The organism is Cellulosimicrobium funkei (assembly GCF_004519295.1).
Lineage (GTDB): Bacteria > Actinomycetota > Actinomycetes > Actinomycetales > Cellulomonadaceae > Cellulosimicrobium > Cellulosimicrobium funkei.
This window is the reverse complement of the sequence record NZ_SOZH01000012.1, coordinates 105,156-124,658: the sequence shown is the minus strand read 5'-3', so window position 1 is coordinate 124,658 and position 19,503 is coordinate 105,156. Positions and strand designations below refer to the sequence as shown.

Annotated in this window: 28 protein-coding genes; 12 read left to right on the top strand and 16 right to left on the bottom strand. The window is 70.7% G+C overall.

Going from position 1 to position 19,503, the window contains the following annotated elements; translation table 11 throughout:
• Positions 1-171: 171 nt before the first annotated feature.
• From E1O70_RS18740 to E1O70_RS18735, 3 genes are read right to left on the bottom strand one after another with little or no spacing between them, the layout of a single operon-like run.
• The gene (locus E1O70_RS18740; RefSeq protein WP_061269334.1) at positions 172-636 is read right to left on the bottom strand and encodes a hypothetical protein; all 465 of its coding nucleotides are present in this window, start codon (positions 634-636) and stop codon (positions 172-174) included.
• Positions 633-773, bottom strand: a complete 141-nt coding sequence (locus E1O70_RS20015; RefSeq protein ID WP_157464325.1) for a hypothetical protein — start codon at positions 771-773, stop codon at positions 633-635. Before E1O70_RS20015 ends, E1O70_RS18740 begins: the two co-directional genes overlap by 4 nt.
• Positions 774-784: 11 nt before the next feature.
• Entirely contained in the window at positions 785-1,141 is a 357-nt protein-coding gene (locus E1O70_RS18735; RefSeq protein ID WP_061269333.1) for a hypothetical protein, read from the bottom strand.
• Between the two features lie 238 nt (positions 1,142-1,379).
• On the opposite strand from E1O70_RS18735, the gene E1O70_RS18730 reads away from it, so the two are divergent.
• The 3 genes from E1O70_RS18730 (at position 1,380) to E1O70_RS18720 (ending at position 3,070) form a co-directional block, all read left to right on the top strand.
• The gene (locus E1O70_RS18730; protein WP_061269332.1) at positions 1,380-1,922 is read left to right on the top strand and encodes a hypothetical protein; all 543 of its coding nucleotides are present in this window, start codon (positions 1,380-1,382) and stop codon (positions 1,920-1,922) included.
• A gap of 84 nt (positions 1,923-2,006) precedes the next feature.
• The gene (locus tag E1O70_RS18725) at positions 2,007-2,552 is read left to right on the top strand and encodes a hypothetical protein (protein WP_061269331.1); all 546 of its coding nucleotides are present in this window, start codon (positions 2,007-2,009) and stop codon (positions 2,550-2,552) included.
• Between the two features lie 83 nt (positions 2,553-2,635).
• On the top strand, positions 2,636-3,070 hold the full coding sequence (locus E1O70_RS18720; RefSeq protein WP_061269330.1) for a hypothetical protein: 435 nt from the start codon (positions 2,636-2,638) through the stop codon (positions 3,068-3,070).
• A gap of 61 nt (positions 3,071-3,131) precedes the next feature.
• On the opposite strand, the gene E1O70_RS18715 is transcribed toward E1O70_RS18720, so the two are convergent.
• A complete protein-coding gene (locus E1O70_RS18715) occupies positions 3,132-4,049 on the bottom strand; it encodes a hypothetical protein (RefSeq protein ID WP_061269329.1) in 918 nt (305 codons plus the stop codon).
• Positions 4,050-4,412: 363 nt separating this feature from the next.
• Between E1O70_RS18715 and E1O70_RS18710 the strand changes: the two genes are divergently transcribed.
• The 3 genes from E1O70_RS18710 (at position 4,413) to E1O70_RS18700 (ending at position 7,118) form a co-directional block, all read left to right on the top strand.
• Positions 4,413-5,552, top strand: a complete 1,140-nt coding sequence (locus E1O70_RS18710; RefSeq protein WP_240696766.1) for an AAA family ATPase — start codon at positions 4,413-4,415, stop codon at positions 5,550-5,552.
• 216 nt (positions 5,553-5,768) lie between these two features.
• Positions 5,769-6,563, top strand: coding sequence for a hypothetical protein (locus E1O70_RS18705; RefSeq protein ID WP_128957755.1), 795 nt, complete (start codon positions 5,769-5,771; stop codon positions 6,561-6,563).
• A gap of 60 nt (positions 6,564-6,623) precedes the next feature.
• Positions 6,624-7,118: a hypothetical protein gene (locus E1O70_RS18700; RefSeq protein WP_061269325.1), complete on the top strand. Its 495-nt coding sequence runs from the start codon at positions 6,624-6,626 to the stop codon at positions 7,116-7,118.
• A 34-nt stretch (positions 7,119-7,152) separates the two neighbouring features.
• Here the strand turns inward: E1O70_RS18700 and E1O70_RS18695 are convergent, their stop codons facing one another.
• Genes E1O70_RS18695 through E1O70_RS18685 form a run of 3 tightly spaced genes read right to left on the bottom strand, consistent with a single transcriptional unit; the run spans position 7,153 to position 8,751 of the window.
• On the bottom strand, positions 7,153-7,767 hold the full coding sequence (locus E1O70_RS18695) for a hypothetical protein (RefSeq protein WP_061269324.1): 615 nt from the start codon (positions 7,765-7,767) through the stop codon (positions 7,153-7,155).
• Entirely contained in the window at positions 7,764-8,444 is a 681-nt protein-coding gene (locus tag E1O70_RS18690) for a hypothetical protein (protein ID WP_061269323.1), read from the bottom strand. Before E1O70_RS18690 ends, E1O70_RS18695 begins: the two co-directional genes overlap by 4 nt.
• A gap of 1 nt (position 8,445) precedes the next feature.
• A complete protein-coding gene (locus E1O70_RS18685) occupies positions 8,446-8,751 on the bottom strand; it encodes a histone-like nucleoid-structuring protein Lsr2 (RefSeq protein WP_061269335.1) in 306 nt (101 codons plus the stop codon).
• A gap of 90 nt (positions 8,752-8,841) precedes the next feature.
• Here E1O70_RS18685 and E1O70_RS18680 point away from each other — a divergent pair, with 90 nt between their 5' ends.
• Positions 8,842-9,645, top strand: a complete 804-nt coding sequence (locus tag E1O70_RS18680) for a hypothetical protein (protein WP_061269322.1) — start codon at positions 8,842-8,844, stop codon at positions 9,643-9,645.
• Positions 9,646-9,678: 33 nt separating this feature from the next.
• Here E1O70_RS18680 and E1O70_RS18675 read toward each other — a convergent pair whose 3' ends face one another.
• Both E1O70_RS18675 and E1O70_RS18670 read right to left on the bottom strand, forming a co-directional pair.
• Positions 9,679-10,536, bottom strand: a complete 858-nt coding sequence (locus E1O70_RS18675) for a hypothetical protein (protein WP_061269321.1) — start codon at positions 10,534-10,536, stop codon at positions 9,679-9,681.
• Between the two features lie 43 nt (positions 10,537-10,579).
• Complete coding sequence (locus E1O70_RS18670; RefSeq protein ID WP_128957757.1) at positions 10,580-11,080, bottom strand: LIM domain-containing protein; 501 nt, start codon at positions 11,078-11,080, stop codon at positions 10,580-10,582.
• Between the two features lie 98 nt (positions 11,081-11,178).
• On the opposite strand from E1O70_RS18670, the gene E1O70_RS18665 reads away from it, so the two are divergent.
• From E1O70_RS18665 to E1O70_RS20010, 5 genes are all read left to right on the top strand, one after another.
• Complete coding sequence (locus E1O70_RS18665; protein WP_061269319.1) at positions 11,179-11,889, top strand: SOS response-associated peptidase; 711 nt, start codon at positions 11,179-11,181, stop codon at positions 11,887-11,889.
• Between the two features lie 11 nt (positions 11,890-11,900).
• The gene (locus tag E1O70_RS18660) at positions 11,901-12,437 is read left to right on the top strand and encodes a DUF4160 domain-containing protein (protein WP_128957758.1); all 537 of its coding nucleotides are present in this window, start codon (positions 11,901-11,903) and stop codon (positions 12,435-12,437) included.
• 95 nt (positions 12,438-12,532) lie between these two features.
• Positions 12,533-13,261, top strand: a complete 729-nt coding sequence (locus E1O70_RS18655; protein WP_061269317.1) for a YfbU family protein — start codon at positions 12,533-12,535, stop codon at positions 13,259-13,261.
• A gap of 77 nt (positions 13,262-13,338) precedes the next feature.
• Positions 13,339-14,640 (top strand): AlbA family DNA-binding domain-containing protein, encoded by a 1,302-nt coding sequence (locus tag E1O70_RS18650; protein WP_061269316.1) that lies wholly within the window; start codon positions 13,339-13,341, stop codon positions 14,638-14,640.
• 394 nt (positions 14,641-15,034) lie between these two features.
• Positions 15,035-15,205, top strand: coding sequence for a hypothetical protein (locus E1O70_RS20010; protein ID WP_157464323.1), 171 nt, complete (start codon positions 15,035-15,037; stop codon positions 15,203-15,205).
• Positions 15,206-15,304: 99 nt separating this feature from the next.
• On the opposite strand, the gene E1O70_RS18645 is transcribed toward E1O70_RS20010, so the two are convergent.
• From E1O70_RS18645 to E1O70_RS18615, 7 genes are all read right to left on the bottom strand, one after another.
• Entirely contained in the window at positions 15,305-16,408 is a 1,104-nt protein-coding gene (locus E1O70_RS18645; protein WP_061269314.1) for a flavin-containing monooxygenase, read from the bottom strand.
• Positions 16,405-17,016 carry a cadmium resistance transporter gene (locus E1O70_RS18640; protein WP_128957759.1) on the bottom strand — a complete coding sequence of 204 codons (612 nt, stop codon included), beginning with the start codon at positions 17,014-17,016 and terminating at the stop codon, positions 16,405-16,407. Before E1O70_RS18640 ends, E1O70_RS18645 begins: the two co-directional genes overlap by 4 nt.
• On the bottom strand, positions 17,010-17,375 hold the full coding sequence (locus E1O70_RS18635; protein WP_205688677.1) for an ArsR/SmtB family transcription factor: 366 nt from the start codon (positions 17,373-17,375) through the stop codon (positions 17,010-17,012). The genes E1O70_RS18640 and E1O70_RS18635 overlap by 7 nt, the downstream gene beginning before the upstream one ends.
• A 100-nt stretch (positions 17,376-17,475) precedes the next feature.
• A complete protein-coding gene (locus E1O70_RS18630) occupies positions 17,476-18,474 on the bottom strand; it encodes an ATP-dependent DNA ligase (RefSeq protein ID WP_082774766.1) in 999 nt (332 codons plus the stop codon).
• Positions 18,475-18,477: 3 nt separating this feature from the next.
• Positions 18,478-18,699: a DUF2188 domain-containing protein gene (locus tag E1O70_RS18625; protein WP_061269046.1), complete on the bottom strand. Its 222-nt coding sequence runs from the start codon at positions 18,697-18,699 to the stop codon at positions 18,478-18,480.
• An 87-nt stretch (positions 18,700-18,786) separates the two neighbouring features.
• On the bottom strand, positions 18,787-19,200 hold the full coding sequence (locus E1O70_RS18620; protein WP_061269045.1) for a helix-turn-helix transcriptional regulator: 414 nt from the start codon (positions 19,198-19,200) through the stop codon (positions 18,787-18,789).
• Positions 19,197-19,445: a helix-turn-helix domain-containing protein gene (locus E1O70_RS18615; protein ID WP_061269055.1), complete on the bottom strand. Its 249-nt coding sequence runs from the start codon at positions 19,443-19,445 to the stop codon at positions 19,197-19,199. The genes E1O70_RS18620 and E1O70_RS18615 overlap by 4 nt, the downstream gene beginning before the upstream one ends.
• Positions 19,446-19,503: the final 58 nt, after the last annotated feature.

The following is a 19,503-nucleotide window of genomic DNA, read 5'->3' as shown; positions in this document are numbered from 1 at the left end:
CCGACCCTCCGGGTCTCCGCGCTGCGCGCGGAGGTGCTGGCCGGGCCGCCGGGGCGGCCCGGGTGGATCCTGGGTCGGCCCGCTGCGCGGGCCGCGCACTCGGTCGTGCGTGGCTGAGCGGGGCCGGCGGCTGGCGGCAGGTCCGCCTCGCAGGGGCGAGCTCGCTCGAGCTCATGGGGTCGAGACGGCTCGGCAGTAGGGGGTCACCTCACCGGGGATGCAGGGGTCGGTGGGGGTGCCGCACCAGTGCCCGATCTTCATCGGCTCGCCGTCCACGCGGGTGATGTACTCCGCGCCGAGGATCTCCCCGGCCTGGTGGCCGGGGCAGGTGCGCGGCAGAGCCGCGCGGGCGCGCTCGACGGCGTGGCAGTGGCACTCGTAGGTGGTGAACCACCCGCCGCTGGTGGGGGTGGCGACCACGACGGCGAAGTAGCAGTCTCCGCGGCCGACGATGAACCTGTCGCCGATGGCCGGGCCGAGGGCCTCGGCGGCCTCGATGTTGCCCTTGAAGGGGATGGGGCACTTGGGGTCGGTGCGCTCGCCCTCGAAGATCAGGCGCTCGGGCCCGACCTGCTCGTAGCGGTAGATGCGCACGCGCAGGGTCGGACTGGTGGGGTGAGGGGTGGGGGTGCTCATCGGTGGTTCCTCTCGTCGATGGGGACGCAGTCCGGGCAGCCGCGGCAGTTGCGGCAGGGGTCGGCCTCGCGCTCGTGCTGGGCCTCGCGCCACAGCGCGTAGGTGGCCTCGCGCTGCTGGATCGCGACCAGGTCCATGGGGGCTCCTCTCAGCAGTCGTAGGTGCACGCGGCCAGGGCGCCGCACGCGCTGTCGGTGTGGCACTCGGCGTGCGTGAGGCCGATGTGCAGGCACTCGAACGTGTCGGCGGGGCCGTGGTCGTGGCACAGGGGCTCTCCGCAGCCGCCGCAGGTCGTGCGGGCGAGGCACGTGCTCGGGTCGGGGCAGGTGGGGCCGGGCGCTGCGTGGCAGGTGCAGGCGCACGGGGTGTCGTGGTCGGTGCGGCCGTCGCACAGCGCGTGCGTCCAGTGCTGGCCGCTGCCGCATGCGGCGGAGGGCTCGGGGCCGAACTCGCCGGGGATGGGGGTGGCGTCCGGCCGGTCGGTAGTGGTGAGGCTCTGGGTCACTCTGGCTCCCTTGTTTGCTGACATATCCATTCTATGCCGCACCACTGACACTCCCCCGCCCCGCGGCTGCCCAAACCCCCGTCGCGGCTCGTCGTTATTGATTCGTTACTTTTGCGATGTCAGTGGCCAGACGTAGAATGAATATGTCAGCAAACAAGGAGCACTAGGGCACGCGTCCCCGCGGCGCGTTCCTCCACACTCGGACCCTCAGGAGGCCAGCGACCACATGGGCGCAGACATGACCATCGCGATCACCCGCTACCCGCACACCACCGACAACCACCCGGTCGACCCGATCCAGCACTGGCCGAAGATGCGCGCCACCGCCACCGCCCGCCTCGACGCCCTCACCGCCGAAGACCCCGACCTGCTCACCACGATCGCCTCGGACTACGGCCTCGCAACCGAGGACGAGCACGGCGCCTGGAACCCCGACCCCGCCCGAGTTCTCGCCCACCTCGACGAGTTCCTCGACTGGTTCAAGCCCGACACCATCACCCGCCGCGACGGCACGACCGCACCCTTCGTCGCCTTCCCCCGCGACGTCACCACCCTCTACATCGACGAGCACAAGACCTGGTACCTCGCCAGCGGCGGCCTGTCCTGGGGCGACCCGCCCACCGACGCCTACGAGGTCATCCTCACCGTCGACGCGCTCGGCCTCTTCAACGAGCCCATCGACCCCACCCGCTGCCTCACCCTCCACCGCCACGACGACCAGCCCACCTGGCTCTGCAACCTCCCCCACGCCCACCCCGGCGACTGCTCCCCCACCCCCTGACCACCCCACGGCGCTCGCGGCCCGAGCCGCGAGCGCCCGCCCTCACACCGCAGCGGCGGACACACATCGACGAGAGGACTGACCATGAGCACCCGAGTGGAGTGGTACGGCCTGGGCCCATACTCCGGACGACCCACCCTGCGCACCGCAGGCCAGCACTGGAACCCCGACACCGACGCCGAGCCCCACGCCCTGGCCGACGAGGACACCGTCCCCACCGAGGTCGCGCTCACGTTCGCCGGGGACGAGGTCGGAGTCCTCGCCGGAACGGCCGCCGACCTGCGCACGTGGCTGACCCAGGCACAGGACGAGCTCGACCGCTACGACCACGCCCAGGCCGAAGCCCGAGCCCAGCAGCCCTGCAAGATCCGCCGCCCCGGCGGCCCCGGAGCCACCTTCGACGTGCGCGGCGACGGGTCACACGAGTGGCAACTTCAAGAGGACGGGTACCTGCGCTGGTGGGGCACCTCCGTCACGGTCGACGAGCACGGCGTCCCCACCGCAGTCGCGGCGTCCTGGCACGGGTCCGAGTCGTTCTCCGAAACCGGCGACGGCGACGAACGACTGGTCTGCAACTGGTGCCAGGCCGAACTGCCGATCCCCGCCGAGGTCGACATCGAGTTCGTCTGACCGACGCACCAACACCCACCACAGAACCCGCGGCGCTCGCGGCCACCACGCCCGCGAGCGCCCCGGCCCGGAGGAACCCCACGATGCCCACGCCCATCACGCTCATCTACGCCGGACGCCGACTCGACACGAAGAACAAGGCCATCCACGAGTGGCGGCTCGACCACGACCGGCCGCTGTACTACGCCAAGCTCGCCGGCTCCGCCATCGGCGGCACCTACACCGTCGACGGCTCCATCGACGGCGCGACGGTGAGCGTCAACCCGCACACGCTGCGCTACAGCGGCACGAAGGACGCCGACCCCGACCAGATCGCCCTCTGGCAAGCCGAGGACCAGCACACCCGCGCCGTCGTCGCCGAGGCAGCAGCCGAGCGCCGCCACGCCAAGTCGACCGAGCTCGACGACGCCCTCGCACCCCTCCTCGCCATCGTCCAGCGCACCCGAACCCAGGCCGAGGCCCGCGCCCTCATCAAGGTCGTCAGCGACAAGCTCACGCAGGCCTACTGGCGGCGTTGACCCGTCTCCTTGTCGGCGCTCGCGGCTCATCCCGCAACAGGCGCCGGCTCGCAGCTCTCCCCTAGTCCGACCACGGAGGTCGGGCGTAGAGGACAACCTGCCCATCGCCCTCGTTCTGCGAGGCCGCCACCTTGCATCGTCGCCTGTTCAAGAGAACGGTCACGATCTGCTTTCTTGTCAGCCACTCCGGGTCGCTGCGAACGTTGGGATTCAGGTAGTCAACTGTCATCTGGAACGAGAACGTGAACGCGTGAGTCTCGCCATCTAGATGGGCACCCACACTTAGTCCCGTATTCTTCACTGCCGCGTCGCCGATCCGCAGTGTCTTCAACCCGCGCGGGGTTTCAATAGAGATTGACCCCGTGCCCTTTATGTAGCGCAGCCCGTCAGGCAGATTGAGTCGAACCACGACGTCGTCGCCGGGCGCGCCGTAGTGGTTGACGTAGACGATCCGAACGGCCAGCTCGTCTCCACCCAGGTTCGCGGCCCCCTCTTCGTCGAGCAGCGGGCCGAACACGCGGCCACGATCGGCCCACCATTCTCTGTCGTTGCGACGACGGACGATAGCGTCCACAGCGGCCGACAGATCTCCAGGGAAGTCGTCGGAAACGATCGAGGCAAGATCTCTGATTTCCTCGAGGGTCTCGCTCAGCGTGGCGTACCCGCCATCAAGCTCGGCTGATGCAAACGCCCGCAGCCTGTCTGAGCGCGGGGCGATCCTTCGATGGAGCGCTTGTCGACTTACTTGACCTTCAGTCGTGGCCGCGAGCGCATCCCACGACATCCCAGAGAACTGGAGCAACGCACAGTTGATTGCCTCGATGTCACGGAGGTCGTCGACATCCATTTCCCACGAATCGATCGAATCCCCTGTGCCTAGTCGCGGCGTAATGAGACTGAGCATCCTCGCAGCAACTTCCGCCGCGATTTCGGCGCGCAGGAGGAGTAGCGACCGAATCATCTCTTCGGAAGGCGACATACCACCCAGAGTCCCACGTGCTGTCAACGCAAGGTTGACAGCGGCGGATTGGTCGGCTGCTCACGATGGGTTCCAGGGCCGCAGACCACTCGGGTCGGCACGACGACGGGAGCACATCATGAAGAAGACCCCACAGCGGAAGCCCAAGCGCACTTCCGCGACCGGTGCTCTACCTGGCGATCGCGATCCCTGGGTTCCGTTCCTCGTCCTCGGGGCTGTCGCCGCGATCACCCTTCTGGTGACTGGGTCCGCGTCGGACGTGCCGATCGTTCTGGCCCCGCTCCTGCTCGCATTGGGCATCCGGGCAGCGTAGGCAGCCGTGCATCCAGCGTGGTCGTGTGGGTGGCTGGGTATAGTCTGACGATGTCAGCAAACAAGAGGAATGGAGACCTCATGAACCTGCCCGTCCTGCAGCGCGAGACGAACCCGCTGGTGACCGTCCTGATCGCGGCCGGCCGCGTGAACGTCCCGATGCTGCTCTGGGGCGCACCCGGGATCGGGAAGTCGTCCCTGGTCAACTCGATGGCGCGAGCCGAGGGCCTGCACCTGGAAACGGTGATCACGTCGGTGCGCGAGCCGTCCGACCTCGCAGGCCTCCCGGTGGTCAGCGACGGCGGCGTGCGCCTCGCGCCTCCCGCCTGGGCCGTGAACCTCAACACCGACGAGGGCGGCCTGCTGTTCCTCGACGAGCTGTCCTCGGCACCGCCCGCCGTCCAGGCCGCTGCCCTCCGCGTCACGCTCGACCGCGTCGTCGGAGACCTCGCCCTGCCGCGTTCGGTCCGAGTGATCGCCGCAGCGAACCCGCCCGAGCACGCCGCCGACGGCTGGGACCTGCCCGCACCGGCCGCCAACCGCTTCCTGCACGTCGACCACGCGCCCACCCACGAGACGTGGATCGACGGCATGCTCTCCGGCTTCCCGCTCCCCGCCCCTGGGCGGGTGTTCGAGGCCGGCCCGGCCCGGCAGGCTCAGGCCCGGGCGGAGGTCGCGACCTTCATCCGGCTCCGGCCAGAGCTGCTGCACGCGATGCCCGACGACCCGGCCCGTGCCGGGCGGGCGTGGGCCTCGAACCGCACGTGGACCATGGGGGCCGACGTGCTGTCGATCCTCGACCCCGAGGACACCGACGCGGTGATGCTCGCGCTCGGAGGCCTCGTCGGCGACGGACCTGCGAGCGAGTTCATCACGTGGCGCGACGAGAACGACCTGCCCCACCCCGCCGACGTCGTGGACGACCCCGAGTCGGTCCCCTGGGACGGGCTCGACCCCGCCCGGGCCTGGGCCGTGCTCTCGGCCGTGGTCGCCCACTGCACCGCGACCACCACCAAGACGGCGTGGAACGCGGCCTGGAAGGTCCTCGCGACCGCCGCCGACCACGGCAAGGGCGACGTCGCCGCCGCGAGCGCCCGGCCCCTCCTGCTGGCGCGCCCCGCGGGCGCGACCCCGCCCGCCTCCGTGCGGAAGTTCGCGACCGTCCTGGCCGACGCGGGACTCGCCGCCTAACCGGGGGCGCAGCCGGGGGCGGCGTCCCCGCCCCCGGCTTCCTCACGATGGACGAACCGCTGTCACCCCCGCGCATGGCGCGCACGGCCGCCCGTGGGCCTACGCTCAGCGCTCATGGAGAACGGTGCGGTCCTCATCGCGTGCGACACGGCGCCCGGCCTATCCGGTGCAGCGGTCCAACGACTGCCGATCGTGTGGGTCCGAAGCATGTCGCTGATGACCGCGACGACACTCGCAACGAGCTACACCGGTTGGCAGGAATACGCCGGGCGTCCAGTCGTCCGCGACCGTAGGACCGGCCGCACGTCGCGCCCTCGTGGCGAAGAGGGCGCACGCATCGTCGTCAGGCCTTCCGCGGAGCTCGACGCGTTCCTCGTCGCGGCGCGCACGCCTCTGCCGGAGCCCCTGCAAGGTCTCCGGCAGAAGAGCGGCGGGTCCGTTCCAGTTGGCCCGCTCGTCGCGTTCATCGAGCACGAGTTGATCGCCGTGCGATCACTCAGTTACCGAAACCCCGCGACCATCACCGCATTCGTTGGCACCATCGCCACAGCTCTCGCGACCCGGTTCGATGCCCTTCTCGACCCCGCTGGCTACGTGCGTGCAGTCCGCGCGTCGCACCGCGCGAAGGCCTGGCAATCAGGGGTAGACGTACGGAAAGCTGCCATCGAGCTCGCCCTAGGATTCCCTCCCGAGATCTACCGGGAGCATCGCCTCGCCGAGGGAGCGACCATCCGGGAGGTCGCCGACGAACTCGAGGAGGTGAGTCCAGCGGCTCAGCACATCCCGATCAAGCAGGAGGCTCGAGAGCTGGTCGCGTGGAGCGTCTACGAACCGTCCTGGGAGGCGCACCCTCGTGGCGAGTCCATCGAGTCGACGCCCGAGATGGCTCTCGCCGAGAACATCGTTCGGACCGAGACAGACGCGCGCGCACTCCATGGCCTCGCCTCACTGGACACGGTCATCGAGGCACTCCCCGACGACGGCGACGGGTTGTTCGCGCCCCCCGAGTAGGCGTGTGGGCGCCGTGGGATAGTCTGATCTTGTCAGCAAACAAGAGATCGGATAGCGCCCATGTTCCAGAGCCACCTCACCGAGAACGACGCCGACTTCATCACCCGTGCGCTCGCCGCCGCCACCGCGCAGAGCGCCGACATGCTCACCGACGAGCACCCCGACCTGACCTTCGCGGCGGCGAACCAGGGGGGCGACGTCATCACGGTCAGCGTCGAAGCACGCGGACGCGAGGCCTCCGTCTCCGTCGAGCCGAACGGTGCTGACGAGCACGGCACGCGCCTGACCTCCTCGCGGCTCGTGGTCGTCGACCGCTCCGACGCCGACACGGCGCCGCTCATCGACGTCGAGGTCGACACCCACCCGGCCGCCGCCTCGGTCGTGCTCGCCATCGCCGCAGCCACGCTGCTCGTCGACGACGAGGAGGTCGAGGGTCGGCTCAAGGATGCGGGGCTCGAGGACTGGCTCAGCGCCCCGGGCCGGATCCCGCACGCCGTGGCGGAGGGCGTCGTATCGCTCCCCCACGCGCTGCGTCTCGTCCTGGCGAGGGTGTAAGGCCCGGGCAGCGGCGGTGGCGACGCCCAGCCGGCTACTGCTGGGTCGATCCCCAGATCGCGGCGTCGAGATCTCCAGCCCGCCAGCCACGCATGGCCGCCGCCTCGTGTAGCACCCGCTCGAGGTGGCCAGTCGTGACGTCCGCGATGCCGGCAGCGCGCGCCACCGCCCGAACCTGCACGTCGATCGCGACGACGTGAGCGTCGCCCGCGAGGATGCTCAGGTAGTTCAGCGTCTTCGGACCCACCCCCCACAAGGCGCCGAGCTCCGCGCGCAAGGCGTCACGCGTGTCGCCCGCGAGCGCCGCGGCGAGTTCGGGGACGGTCTCGATGTTGTGCTGTTGGAGGACGGTGGCCATGGCGGGGATCTTGGCGAGTCGGCGGGGCCCGTTCCAGGGCAGGGTGGCGCCGATGTCGTCGGTGTCGAGGCGTCGCAGGAGTCCGGTCGTGGTGTCGGCGTCTGGCCAGGCGGTGATGAGGTTGCGGACGCGGGGCAGGACCTGGGTCTTGTACCGGCGGCCGGACTGGAGGGCGGCGTCGGCGAGGAGCCCGCCCATGTGGTCCCAGCCTCGGGAGACTGCACCGGCGCCGGTGATGCCTTCGCGGTCGAGGTGGTCGAGGAGGAGCTGGGCGTCAGACCTCGTCGTCATGACGTGCTCTCCGCCCCTTGGGTGCCGGCTGCGGCCTTCGCCGCGGCCTGCTCCGCGCGCGACTCTCGCCACGCCTCCATCTGCTGCTGGTGGCGCCACTCGAGCTCGTCCTCGGCTTCCTGGATCGTCTTCTCGAGCCCGTCGGCCTCCTCGTGGTACTTCGCCGCGGGGAAGCGCCTCCAGCGGTGCTGGATCTTGGCCTCGAGCGCCTCGATCGCCGAGCGCACGTGGATGGCCTCCCCCATGTCGAAGTCGTCCGGATCGCCCTGGGGGCCCCACGCGTGCTCGACGGCAGGGGCGCGCTGGGAGAGGAACATCAACCGTGACACGACGCCGTAGACGTCCTTCGCCGGGCTCGCCTCCAGGTACCCAACGGCTTCGTCCCATGCTCGACGGGTCGCCGTGACGCGATCGCGGAGCGCAACCCCGCGCTCCTCGTCCGTGCTTGTGGCGAAGAGGGGGTAGCGGTTGTCGAGCTCAGCTGTGCGCAGGACACGGTGCGCCTCTCGGCACGCGGTGAGCACCGCGTCCCGGCGGCGGGTGACAGCTCCCGCGATCCACTTGAACGGGAAGAAGACGAGACCGACGACGACACCCGCGATCGCGGCGACGCCTGTCTGGGCGGCCCACTCGACGACGTCATCGAGCCCGACACCGGCGGCGTCGAAGGTGAGCACGTCAGCGGCTCTCGTACGCGGCGCGGATCTCGTCCGGGATCTTCCCGCGGTCGCTGAGCGTGTACCCGTGCTCGCGCGCCCAGGCACGGATCGCCGCACCGTCACTGCGAGCGCCGCGCTCTGGGCCCTTGCCGCGGACGCGACGACCGGCGGTGATGAAGGGCTGGAGCGCTGCGATGAGCTCGTCGCGGTGGGCGTCGGTCAGGTCGATCTCGTACTGGGCGTCTTGCCAGGCGAAGCGGTAGGAGCGCGCCCCCTCGGTGCCGTCGATGTCGTCGGTGACGATGACGTGTCTGCGTTGAGCCATGGCGGACATCGTGCCAGGCATGCGTGCGCTCGTGGGAGGGCGTCGGTACGGTTTGCGGCGTTCTGTCATCGCAGGGGGAAGGTGGACACGATGAGCGTCGTCGAGACGATCACGCAGGAGCTTGCGCGGGCGCGGTGCCAGCATTGCGGGGAGCTCGCGTTCGGGGCGAGCGAAGGAGCCGCGGCACTGCTCGACGACGTGGAGCCGGAGGAGCGCGCGGCGTGGAAGGTGCTGTTGCGCGCCGAGGAGGTGCGCCGTGTCCAGCCGGCGCACCCACAGCCGACGCTCGACAACGCTCGCGCCACGCACCTCAACCGCAAGGAAGCGCTCCGGCGGGCCCGGGCCGACCACGACGAGGCCGAGCGTGCGGTCAGCGAGCTCAGCATCGTGAGCCGTCGGGAGAAGCGCGAGGCCGCACAACGAGCTCTGCAGGGCGCGGAGGTGCGCCTTGAGCGGGCGCAGGAGGAGCAGGCCGCGGCCACGACCGCGCTCGAGCAGGCGCGCGAGGTCGAGCGCGTGCGCGCTGCGTACGACGCGCAGCACGACGAGCTCTACCGCCAGGCCTCGACGTTCCGCGAGGAGTTGTACGGGCGGCTTGACGACCTCGCGCGGCGCGCGCACCAGCTGCGGCCCGGTTGGCTCGAGAACCTGCCAGAGCGCCGCGCGGATGAGGACATCGAGGCCGCGATCGCGCTGACACGCGCGGTGCTCGCCTACCGGCGCGCGTGGGGCGTCCGCGACCAGGTCTCTCCCTTGGGTCCCAAGCCCGCGAGCGGGGCACCGACTGGCCAGGAGGTCATGCACCAGGCCGCGAGTGGCGAGCGCTTCTTCAGGGTCCACCCCACGTACGTGGACTTCCGCAAGCCGCACGAGGCCTCTGCCACGGGGTCTTGATCGGTGGCGTCGCAGCGACGAGGGGCGTGCAGATCAGGGCGTCCAGGACGCCTCGGTGGCTTCCTTCACCTGGCGGCGCGTCTCGGCGAGGCGTTCGGGAGTCGGCACGAAGACTCCGCGCGTGGGTGCCGTGATCGTCACCTTCTCGCGGTCGCTGTCGTCCCACTCGATCGATCCGTAGGTGCTGACGAGAGCATGCCTCCAGCGTCGGTGTCGCCGATCGTCGCTGGTGGAGAGGTAGGCGGGGCGAGGGCGGGGCAGCCACTCGCTGGTGAAGTCGTTGCGGATGCCTGCTGGCACGTTGGCCCGGAGGTAGTCCCGAACTTCGGGCAGGGCCAGCCACATGACGTCGAGGGCGAAGAGCGGCTCGCTCGCATACTCCACGTCGCGGTAGAAGACGATGGCTGTCTCGATGTCGCCGAGGGCGACGCCGTCGATAATCACCGGGTCGTGGTCGATGTGGTTGCGCACCTTGCGTACGGTGCGCAGGTCGTAGGTGCCAGCCCAGGCGCGTGCCGCTCGTCCGCTGTGCAGGGTCAGCCGTCCGCCACCGTGGAGCTCGAGCACGGGGGCGCCCTCGGTCGTCCGGTCGTCGGTGTGGCCGAGCTCGCGCGCGAGGTTGATGACGGCCGGCACCGTGTGCGGGATCCTCTCGGTGAACATCTGCGCGAACTTCTCTGTGAGCTCAGTTCGCACGCGCTCGTGCCTGCGCGCCCTGAGCTCGTTCCAGGCGAGAAGCGCGGCGAGGACGACGAGGGCTCCTGCCAGCCCGAAGACGGCGGCCCGGAAGAACACCCAGTTTCCCGACCGCATCCCTTCGCCCGCTGTGATGGCCAGGAGCGTTGCGGAGAACGCCCCGAGCAGCACAACCGCCATGACGCGTATCGGCATGGTGCCCCCTGTCGTTGAGTCCCCTCGAAGGTAGCCGTTCTCGCTAGTGCCGGGTACCGCTCTCGTCGGATCGGTCATGTCGGCTGCCCTGGTCACGGGCGACGCGCGAGCGCAGGGCATCTCGACGCGCGGCTGCCTCTTGGGCGAGTCCTGCCGCCAGGATGACAAGTCCCTCGTTCGAGAGGTCCGGGTCAGCTTCGTGGGCGCGCTGCATGAAGTGCTGCATCAGCTCGGGGCCGATCTTGGCCAGGAACTCGTGCGCGGACTCGAAGTCGGTGAGTCGCTCGGGCGGCTGACCGGCACGCTGCGGGAGACGGTTCACCCGTGTCGCCTCGCGCTCTGCGCGCAGCCCTTGGTCCCGCTGCAGGCATCTGGTGTGCCAGGCGCGCCCGGCGGCGTAGCGGTCCCTGATCACCGTGACGGCACCGCGGTCGGCCGACTCTCCGCAGCCCGGGCACACGCGGGCAGTCATCGGCATGAGCACGAGGCGCGCGTCCCGAAACTCCTGGGTGCGCGGGCGGCCGGCGCCGGGTGCGTCGCTCACGTCCACCTCCTCGGGCCCGCTCGCGTGGCGATCTGGCGTCGAGCGTAGGCCAGAGCGCCGCCCCAGCGGGCGCGACAAGGCCCGGGCACACTGGGCGCATGTGTGGCAGGTACGCGAGCGCACGACGCGACGACGAGATCGCCCGGCACTTCCACGTCGCCGAGCTCGTCGGGGAAGAGCTCGGACCGTCGTGGAACGTCGCCCCCACCCAAGACGTTCGCGTCGTGCTCGAGCGCGAGGAGGCCGGCCACGTCGCCCGCCAGCTGCGCACCGTGCACTGGGGCCTGGTCCCGTCCTGGGCCAAGGACACCAAGATCGGGTCGCGCATGATCAACGCGCGCGTCGAGACGATCACCGACAAGCCCGCCTTCCGCCGCGCCGCGTCGCGCCGGCGCGCGATCGTCCCCATGGACGGGTACTACGAGTGGCAGGCCCCCGAGTCCGGCAAGGGACGCAAGACCCCGTACTACCTCGTCGACCCCGGCGGCGCGCCGCTCGCCGCCGCCGGCCTGTACGAGCTGTGGCGCGACCCCACCAAGGCCGACGACGCCCCCGACCGGTGGCTGTGGTCCATGACCGTCATCACGACCGCCGCCACCGACACCCTCGGCCACATCCACGACCGCTCCCCGCTGCTGCTGCCCGACGACCTGTGGGACACGTGGCTCGACCCAGACCTCACCGACGCCGGCGACGTCGACGCGCTCCTACGTCGCATCCCCGAGCCCCACCTTCGCCCGATCGAGGTCTCTACCGCCGTCGGTAACGTCCGCAACAGCAGCCCCGCGCTCGTCGAGCCGGTGACGTGAAGGAGAACCCGATGAGCGACGGCCCCACACGCAACTGGCCGAAGCCGGAGGACCTTCCCCCGTTCGAGTGGAAGCCGGGCGACGCTGTCGACACCCCGGAAGCCTGGGAGGCCGCGGAAGCCGCGGGCGCGATCACCGCCGACGACGTGCTGGAGCGCCTGGGCCGTATGGCGGTCTACGAGTTCGGCGAGATGGGGCCGAGCGGGTATGACGAGGACGGCTTCGTCCTCTCGCTGGTCGCGAAGGGGGTTCCCGAGGGGTCGCTCCTCCTCGACGTCCACACCCGCGACCACTGGCCGCCGCACGTCCACGTCAAGCGCCCCGAGGACCTCGGCTCCCACGGGGTGATCATCGACCTGCGCACCGGCGAGATCGACGAGGCTCGCCTACCCAAGGGGATTCGCGGCAAGGACCTCAAGCGGACGAGCGAGCTCGTCGCGAAGCACCACGACACGCTCGCCGGCTACTGGGAGGCGTTTCACGGCACGAAGGTGTTCCCCGAGGTCGAGCCATGCACGCTCGACACGCGAGAAACACCCGACCAGTAGTAGCCGGACGCCACCCGGACCGCCTCTGACGGGTGACAATCTGATAACGTGTTAACGTTCATCGTTTCCGTTTTTCCGTTAGCAAGGAGCGGCGCATGCCCAAGACCACGCTAGGTGTCCGGCTCGAGGAGCAGGACCTCCACGACATCACTGCCCTGGCGAACGCCCAGGGGATCTCCGTCAGCGAGCTCGCCCGCAGAACTCTCGTTGGCCTCGTCAACCCGGAAACCGCCCGCCCGGTCGACCGGGCGGCTCCCCCGCAGACGATGACGACGATCGAGCGGCAGTCGCTGGCCCTACAGCACGACGCGCTCGCCGAGCTGGCCGAGCTCCGCGACGAGGACGACGAAAGCGAGTGGCACCGCCGCCGCGCGAAGGCTCTTCGCCGGGGCTACACCGACGAGTACGCCGATGAGTTCCGCGACATCGAGCCGGAGTTCACTCCCCGTGACAGCAAGGTCGTCATGGACATCCTCACGATGTTCGACGAGCTGCGCCGCAGCGTCGAGCGCGGCGGCCCGGAGCTGCAGGAGCAGTTCGCCGGCAAGGTCGCCTTCCCGGGCTTCGACTTCAACGACGTGCGCGAGGGGCGCTACGCCCGCTACGCCCGCCACCTCATCGAGGACGACCGCTGGACGGACCTCGCGGTCTACTTCGGCCCCGAGCACGAGCGCGGGAACTCGCACATGCCCATGCTGAGCACCTACCTCGACATGCTCGCGGTATTCCTGCCGCTGTGGGCCGACAAGCTCGAGCGCGGGCGCCGCGACCGCGACGCGTACCTGTTCACGGCGGACGAGATCGAGTCCGTCCTCGAGGCCTGATCGAACGGTCGACGACGTGCCCGCCAACGGGGGCACGTCGTCGACGAGCGCGCACCGCGCGGCCGTACGCTCTGGCCATGCCGATCACCTGGAGCAGGCTCCACGAGCTGCTGGCCCTCACAGCCCCGCGCCCGCTCACCATCGACGACATCACCCGCGCGATCGCCCTCAACCTCGCCGAGGACGAGGCGCTCGACTTCAAGGCGCAGCTGCGCACCGACGAGCACGCGAAGGTCGAGCTCGCCAAGGACGTCGCGGCGATGGCGAACAGCGGTGGGGGCCTCATCGTCTACGGCATCGGCGAGGCCCCTGGAGACAAGCACCTCATCGACTCGGCCATCCAGCTCTCGGCCGAGCCCGAGCAGCCGATCCACCAGCTGCTCGCCGCGCGCGTGCGTCCCCTGATCCGCCCGGTCGTAGAACCCATCCCTACCGCCGACGGGTCGGGCGGCTACCTGCTCGTCCAGGTGCCCGCCTCCTCCGACTCCCCGCACTTCTACGAGCACAACCCGGACCCGAAGAACCCGCCCGGGGCACCGATCCGATACGGGTCGAACACGCTCATGATGCGCGAGCGCGACATCGAACGTGCCTACCGCGACCGGTTCGTCCGCCAGGCGGACACCGCGACCGCGCTCGCCACGCTCACCGATGACGCAACGGGGACCCTCGACTTCGACCAGCCGCTCAGCGCTCACTGGCTGGTCATCGCAGCCCGGCCGACCGGCTCCGTCCCCCTCGGCAGCCCCACACCCGACGTGGACACGACTCGTGACGTCATGCTTCAGGCCCGCGGCGCGTCGATGCGCTTCCATCGGCCCGGTGACCGCGCTCCGGTGCTCGACCTCCTGCTTGAGCACATCAACCCCCGCCGGGGGCTTCGCCGCTGGACAGTGCGCGCCTACTCCGATCAGGATGCCGTCACCGTGGCGAAGCCCTATGCCGAGCTGCATCACGACGGCGGCGTCTTGCTCGCCTACCCGGTCACCGCCCGCCGGCCCGAGGGCGACACCGACACGCGACCCGCCATCCACGCGCTGAAGGTCGAACGCATCGCAGCGGCAGCCGTGGCCGTTACGCGCACATGGCACGCAGCTCTCGCGGTCACGACCGGGGCCGTCCTGCGCGCCGCGGTCGTCACGGGTCCCGCAGATGTCGCCCCGTTCTACCTGTATGGCAACGCCGGCGACGACACCTTCTACAGCCCAGGCGTGGCGTCATGGACCCACCCCGTGCGCGCCATCGCCCCTGTGCTCGTCGACCAGCCGGGCGTCGACCACCAGGCCCAGCACCACGCCGCCGTCGATCTCGCCCAGGGCGTTTTGCATCAGTTCGGCACCGAACAGCTCGAAGCACTCGCCCCACTCGACGAAGACTGACAGCTCACGACGGTCAGGAGCGAGCGAGGAGAGCTCGGTTCACGTTTCGGACCCGAGCCGTGGCCCGGTCGTCCAGGAGGGATAAGTGCCCAGCGCCTTCGGCGCCGGGCGATCGTGCGCCGGAAGCGGGTAGCACCACGCGCACGCGTACGGGTGCTCGACGACGTCGTGCTCGTGCGCCTCCTGGTCCCCGATCGGGGTCCCGGCCTGGCAGGTGTGCAGACCAGCACGGTGGTCCTCGGCGCAGCCTGGGCACCACCCCACGCACGTGGGCCAGTCGTGTAGGTCGCACCGTGCGTGCCAACGCGGCATCCGCGGCGGGGACTGGAGTTCCATGGGCCCGGACGCTACCGGCCAGCACCGACCCGCCTGCCGCCCGCTCTACGATCGGGTCGTGCTCGTCCGTGCCACCATCCAGCAGATCCCGCCCGACAACGCCCGCACCTACGACCTCGAAACGCGCGACGTCGTGGTCGACGACGTCGCCTCGTACGAGGAGGGCAAGGAGCAGATCGCGCCTCAAGTGCCTGAGGGGTGGCGGATCATCGGTTACTCCCGCTGGTGATGCGAGGCCGGGGTCACCCAGCGTTGGGTGGCTGGACTGCGCTGACCTCGGCGTCCGGGCGCGAACCTGGCACCGTCTGTTATTCGGAACCGTCGATATTCAGGACGATCGGCGCCGGGGTGCGGGCATCGTCTCTCGCTCGGGTTCGCGGAGCGCCAGGTGGGTGGCGAGTCGCTGTGCGTCGCGTTGGACGTAGCCGAGCAAGGCTGATCCGCGGTCACGTTGCCAGGGCCGCCCGATCGCGTACAGGCCGGGGACGGGGGTCGAGCCGTCGTCGACGATGAGGGCGCCGCTCTGGTCGAGGGCGCCGGGCACGGTGACCCAGGTGTCGTCGTGCCGGTACCCGGTCGCCCACACCACGGCGGCGGGCTGGACGGCGTGGCCGTCAACGAACCTCACCGCGTCGCCGGCGGCGTCCTGGGCTCGAGGGTGGAAGGTGACGCCGGCGTCCTGCAGATCACGTCGCGGGGTGCCGATGACGGGCTCGTTCGCGCGCACGCGCCGCCCGACGAGCGAGTCCCCCGGCGCGTGGATCGCCCGTGTAGCGGTCAGCCACCAGAACAGGTCGCGCCCCATCGGTCGTTGCGGGAGCTCACGCAGGCGCGCACCCTCCGACAGGTGCACGGACCGGCCGGCCCGGGCGAGCTCGAGCGCGATCTGGCGCCCCGAGTTCGCGCCCCCGACGACGAGCACCACCCCGGGTGGGAGCGCGTCCGGGCGCTGGTAGTCGTCGGTGTGCACCTGCACGACGGCCCGGTCGAGACTGGTCGCGAAGGACGGCGTCCAGGGACGGCCGAACGCACCGGTAGCCACGGCCACCCGGGCAGCGCGGATCATCTCGCCGCCCGCCAGATGGACACGGAACTCGCCGGCATCGCCCTCGAGCAGGGCGACCTCGGCGCCGGTGCGCACGGGCAGCTCGAACCGGGCGGCATAGTCCGCGAGGTAGGCGGCCACCTGGTCCTTGCCCGGGTAGGACCACGCATCGCCGGGGAACACGAGCCCAGGCAGGGCGTCGTACCGGGCGGGGGTGAACAGCCGCAACGAGTCCCACCGCCGCGCCCAGCTCGCCCCGACGTGCGCGGCGCGCTCGAGCAGAAGCACGTCGACGCCGGCGCGGGTCAGGTAGTACCCGAGCGCGAGCCCCGCCTGCCCGGCCCCGACCACGACGACGTCATGGTCGGGGCCGGTGCCGCCGCTCACAGCAGCGACGCGATGTGGGCCAGGGTGCCGGACTCGATGAGGATGAACACACCGAGGCCGATAAACACCACCGGCACGAGCCAGTGCTCGACCTTCTCCAGCCCCTCCGTCACCTTCTCGTTCGTGCCGATCGCGCGCGCGAACAGGCACCACAGCGCAAGCAGGACGAGAAACACCGCGATCGTGACCAGGGCGTCCGTGGTCGAGATGGTGCGGAACACCGGGGTGTAGATCGCGATGTTGTCCCCGCCGTTGGCGATCGTGATGCCCGCGACGCCGAGCAGGCCGACGGCCTTGAGCGCGGACTCGGCCTCATCGTCGTCGTCCTTGCCGCGCAGCGTGCGCACCAGGGCGAGCACACCGATCGCGAGCGGGATCAGGCCGAGCAGGCCGACCCACTCGTCCGGCACGATCGTCAGGCCCAGCGCGGCCAGGAAGCTGACCGCGATCAGGGTGACCAGGCCCAGGTACTGCCCGGCCACGATCTGCCACCCGCGCAGCCGCGACGTCCCCCGTGCGGCGACCGCGAACAGGACTGTCAGGACCACGATGTCGTCGAGGTTGGTCGCGACGAACAACCCGACCGCGGCCGCGATCGTGCTCAGCACGCCGACACCTGCCCGTCCACGCCGTAGGTCGGGCAGAGCGCGACCGCGCTGCCCGTCGCCGCGAGCAGCGTCTCCGCGGCGGCGAGCATGTCCAGCAGCTCGGGGCGGGCCAGCGAGTAGAACACCCGCCGGCCCTCCATGCGCCCGGCCACCAGGCCGCAGTCCTTCAAGCACGCCACGTGCGAGGACACCGTGGACTGCGCCAGCCCCAGATCAGCCGTCAGCTCCGCGACCCGCGCCTCCCCGACCGCGAGCCGGCGCACGATCGCCAACCGCGCCGGATCCCCCAACGACCGGAACAACGCGACCGCCGGCTCAACATCCACCGTGCTCGCCGCACACACCTCAGAATCTATGATCGACACAGACCGATAATAACCGGTGTATGTCGATGATTAGACAACCGTGCTTAGGCAGCGACGATCCCGGTTGCTACGCCCGTTGGACCGTACGAGCACGTCAACGCGCCACGTCGCCCGGTTCAACCTCGTCCGGGTCCATTTCCGGACGGAGGCGCACGAGGCGGAGCGGGTGGCGCCAGGACTTCCCGGACCACGCGACGTCGGCGGAGACCTCGACGACGAACGGCTCGACGAGCGTCAGGTCGATCGGCGCCGTGCGGGCGTTGAAGCGCCCGAACGTGCCGGGAGAGATGCGCGCCGGCCACGGGTGCTCCCCCATGGGCCGGCGTAGCAGCGGGACGAGCCGGCGCCGGGCGCCAGGCGTCAACGGCGTCGTGCGGCCCACGATCCGCAGGTCGCCGTCGATCGGCAGGCCCGCGACGATCTCCTGCGGCTGGGACATGCTCCCGGTCACCGCGGCGCACACGACGTCGACGGTCGAGCGGTGCTTCACCTTGAGCCACGAGCGCTCCCCGCCGCGGTAGGGCTCGGCGCCGCCCTTCACGACCAGGCCCTCCACGCCGACCGCGACGTACGTCTCGAACCACTCGCGCGCCTCGTCGACGTCGTCGGTCACCGGTGACAGGTTCAGGGGTGGGCGCCACGACGACGCGAGCTCGACGAGCAGCGCGCGCCGTACGTCGAACGGCTCGGGCCGCACGTCGCGGTCGGCGATCGCGAGGACGTCGAACGCAGCGAGGGACGCCGGGCGAGCCCTCGCGGCGGCCGCCGCCGTGCGCGGGCCGCGGCCCATGCGCTCCTGCAGGGCCTCGAACGCGAGCCGGCCGCTCTCCCACACGACGAGCTCGCCGTCGAGCACGACGCCCGGCGCCAACTGCTCCGCGACGGCGCCGGCGATCTCGGGGAACGTCGCCGTCAGGTCCGTGCCGCGCCGGGACCAGATGCGGGCGCCGTCGTCGCTGCTGGACACGATCGCGCGGTAGCCGTCCCACTTCGGCTCGTAGCGGCAGCCGCCCTCGAGCGCGCCTGGCGCGGGGATCTGCTCGACGACGCGCGCGAGGGCGACGTCGTACGGCATCGCCTTCGCGCCGGCCATGGTTCAGCCTGGCACGTTGCGCGGGTCGTGCCCGTGGGAGTCCTTCTGCGCGATCGTGCCGTCGAGGTTCTTGATCACGAGCTCGGCGCTCTCGCGCCCGGCGACCGCGCGCCCGGCGGCGACGGCGTCGTCTTTCTTCGCGTGGTTGGACAGTGGCTCACGCTCGCCCTGGCGTCGCACGTGCCACTGCTCGTCCTGGTGGTAGACCTCGATCGTCACGGCCACGGGTGCTCCTTCCGTCGGGTGGATGCGACCACCGTGGAACGACCCCGCGGTGCACGCACGCCGCGACGGCGCAGCTCGTGCCCGCGCTCACCGGCTCTCGCGGCACGTGCGGCAACGCCGGCGCCCGTCCGACGGGTAGACGATCGTGTTCTGCGGCGTGTACTCATGTCCGTGGGGGCAGTGCGTCTTGGCGCGCTGGCGCGCGCCGCCGCCGAGGCCGTCCGTGCTCCCGGTGCGGTACCAGCGGTCGTAGTGCATCTTGCACAGCCCCCGCCCGTGCGCGGGCCGTTCGCACCCGTCGACCGAGCACGGTCCCGGCTCGTGCTCACGGATCGGCGCCGTCGCGGTGAACCGCTTGCGCACGCGCGCGGCCATGTCATCGTCGAGCAGCCACCGCCGGTCGACCGGGCGCGGGAACGTCGCGCGCAGCCACGCGTACACCGCGGCCCGCGAGACCCCGACCTCGGCCGCGAGCTCCGTCGGCGTCCACAGCGACTTCACGACGACGTCCCGACCGGCTGGGCGCCACGGCCGCGCCGTGGCGTGCCGGTGCGGTCGAGGCTCCGCCGCACCGCCGTCTGCGTGCGCCCCGTCAGCTCCCCGAGCTCACGCAGCGATCGGCCGGCCGAGTACTGCTCTGCCACGAACCGGTCGAACCTGTCCCGCTGGAACAGGTTGTACCCGTTCTTCACATCGCCGCGGAACTGCGGCAGCACCTCGAGCACGGGACGCGACGGGTACGGCACGATGCGACCGTAGCCGACGTGCCCTCGCCGATTCATACGAGATTCTCGTCGGATCGCG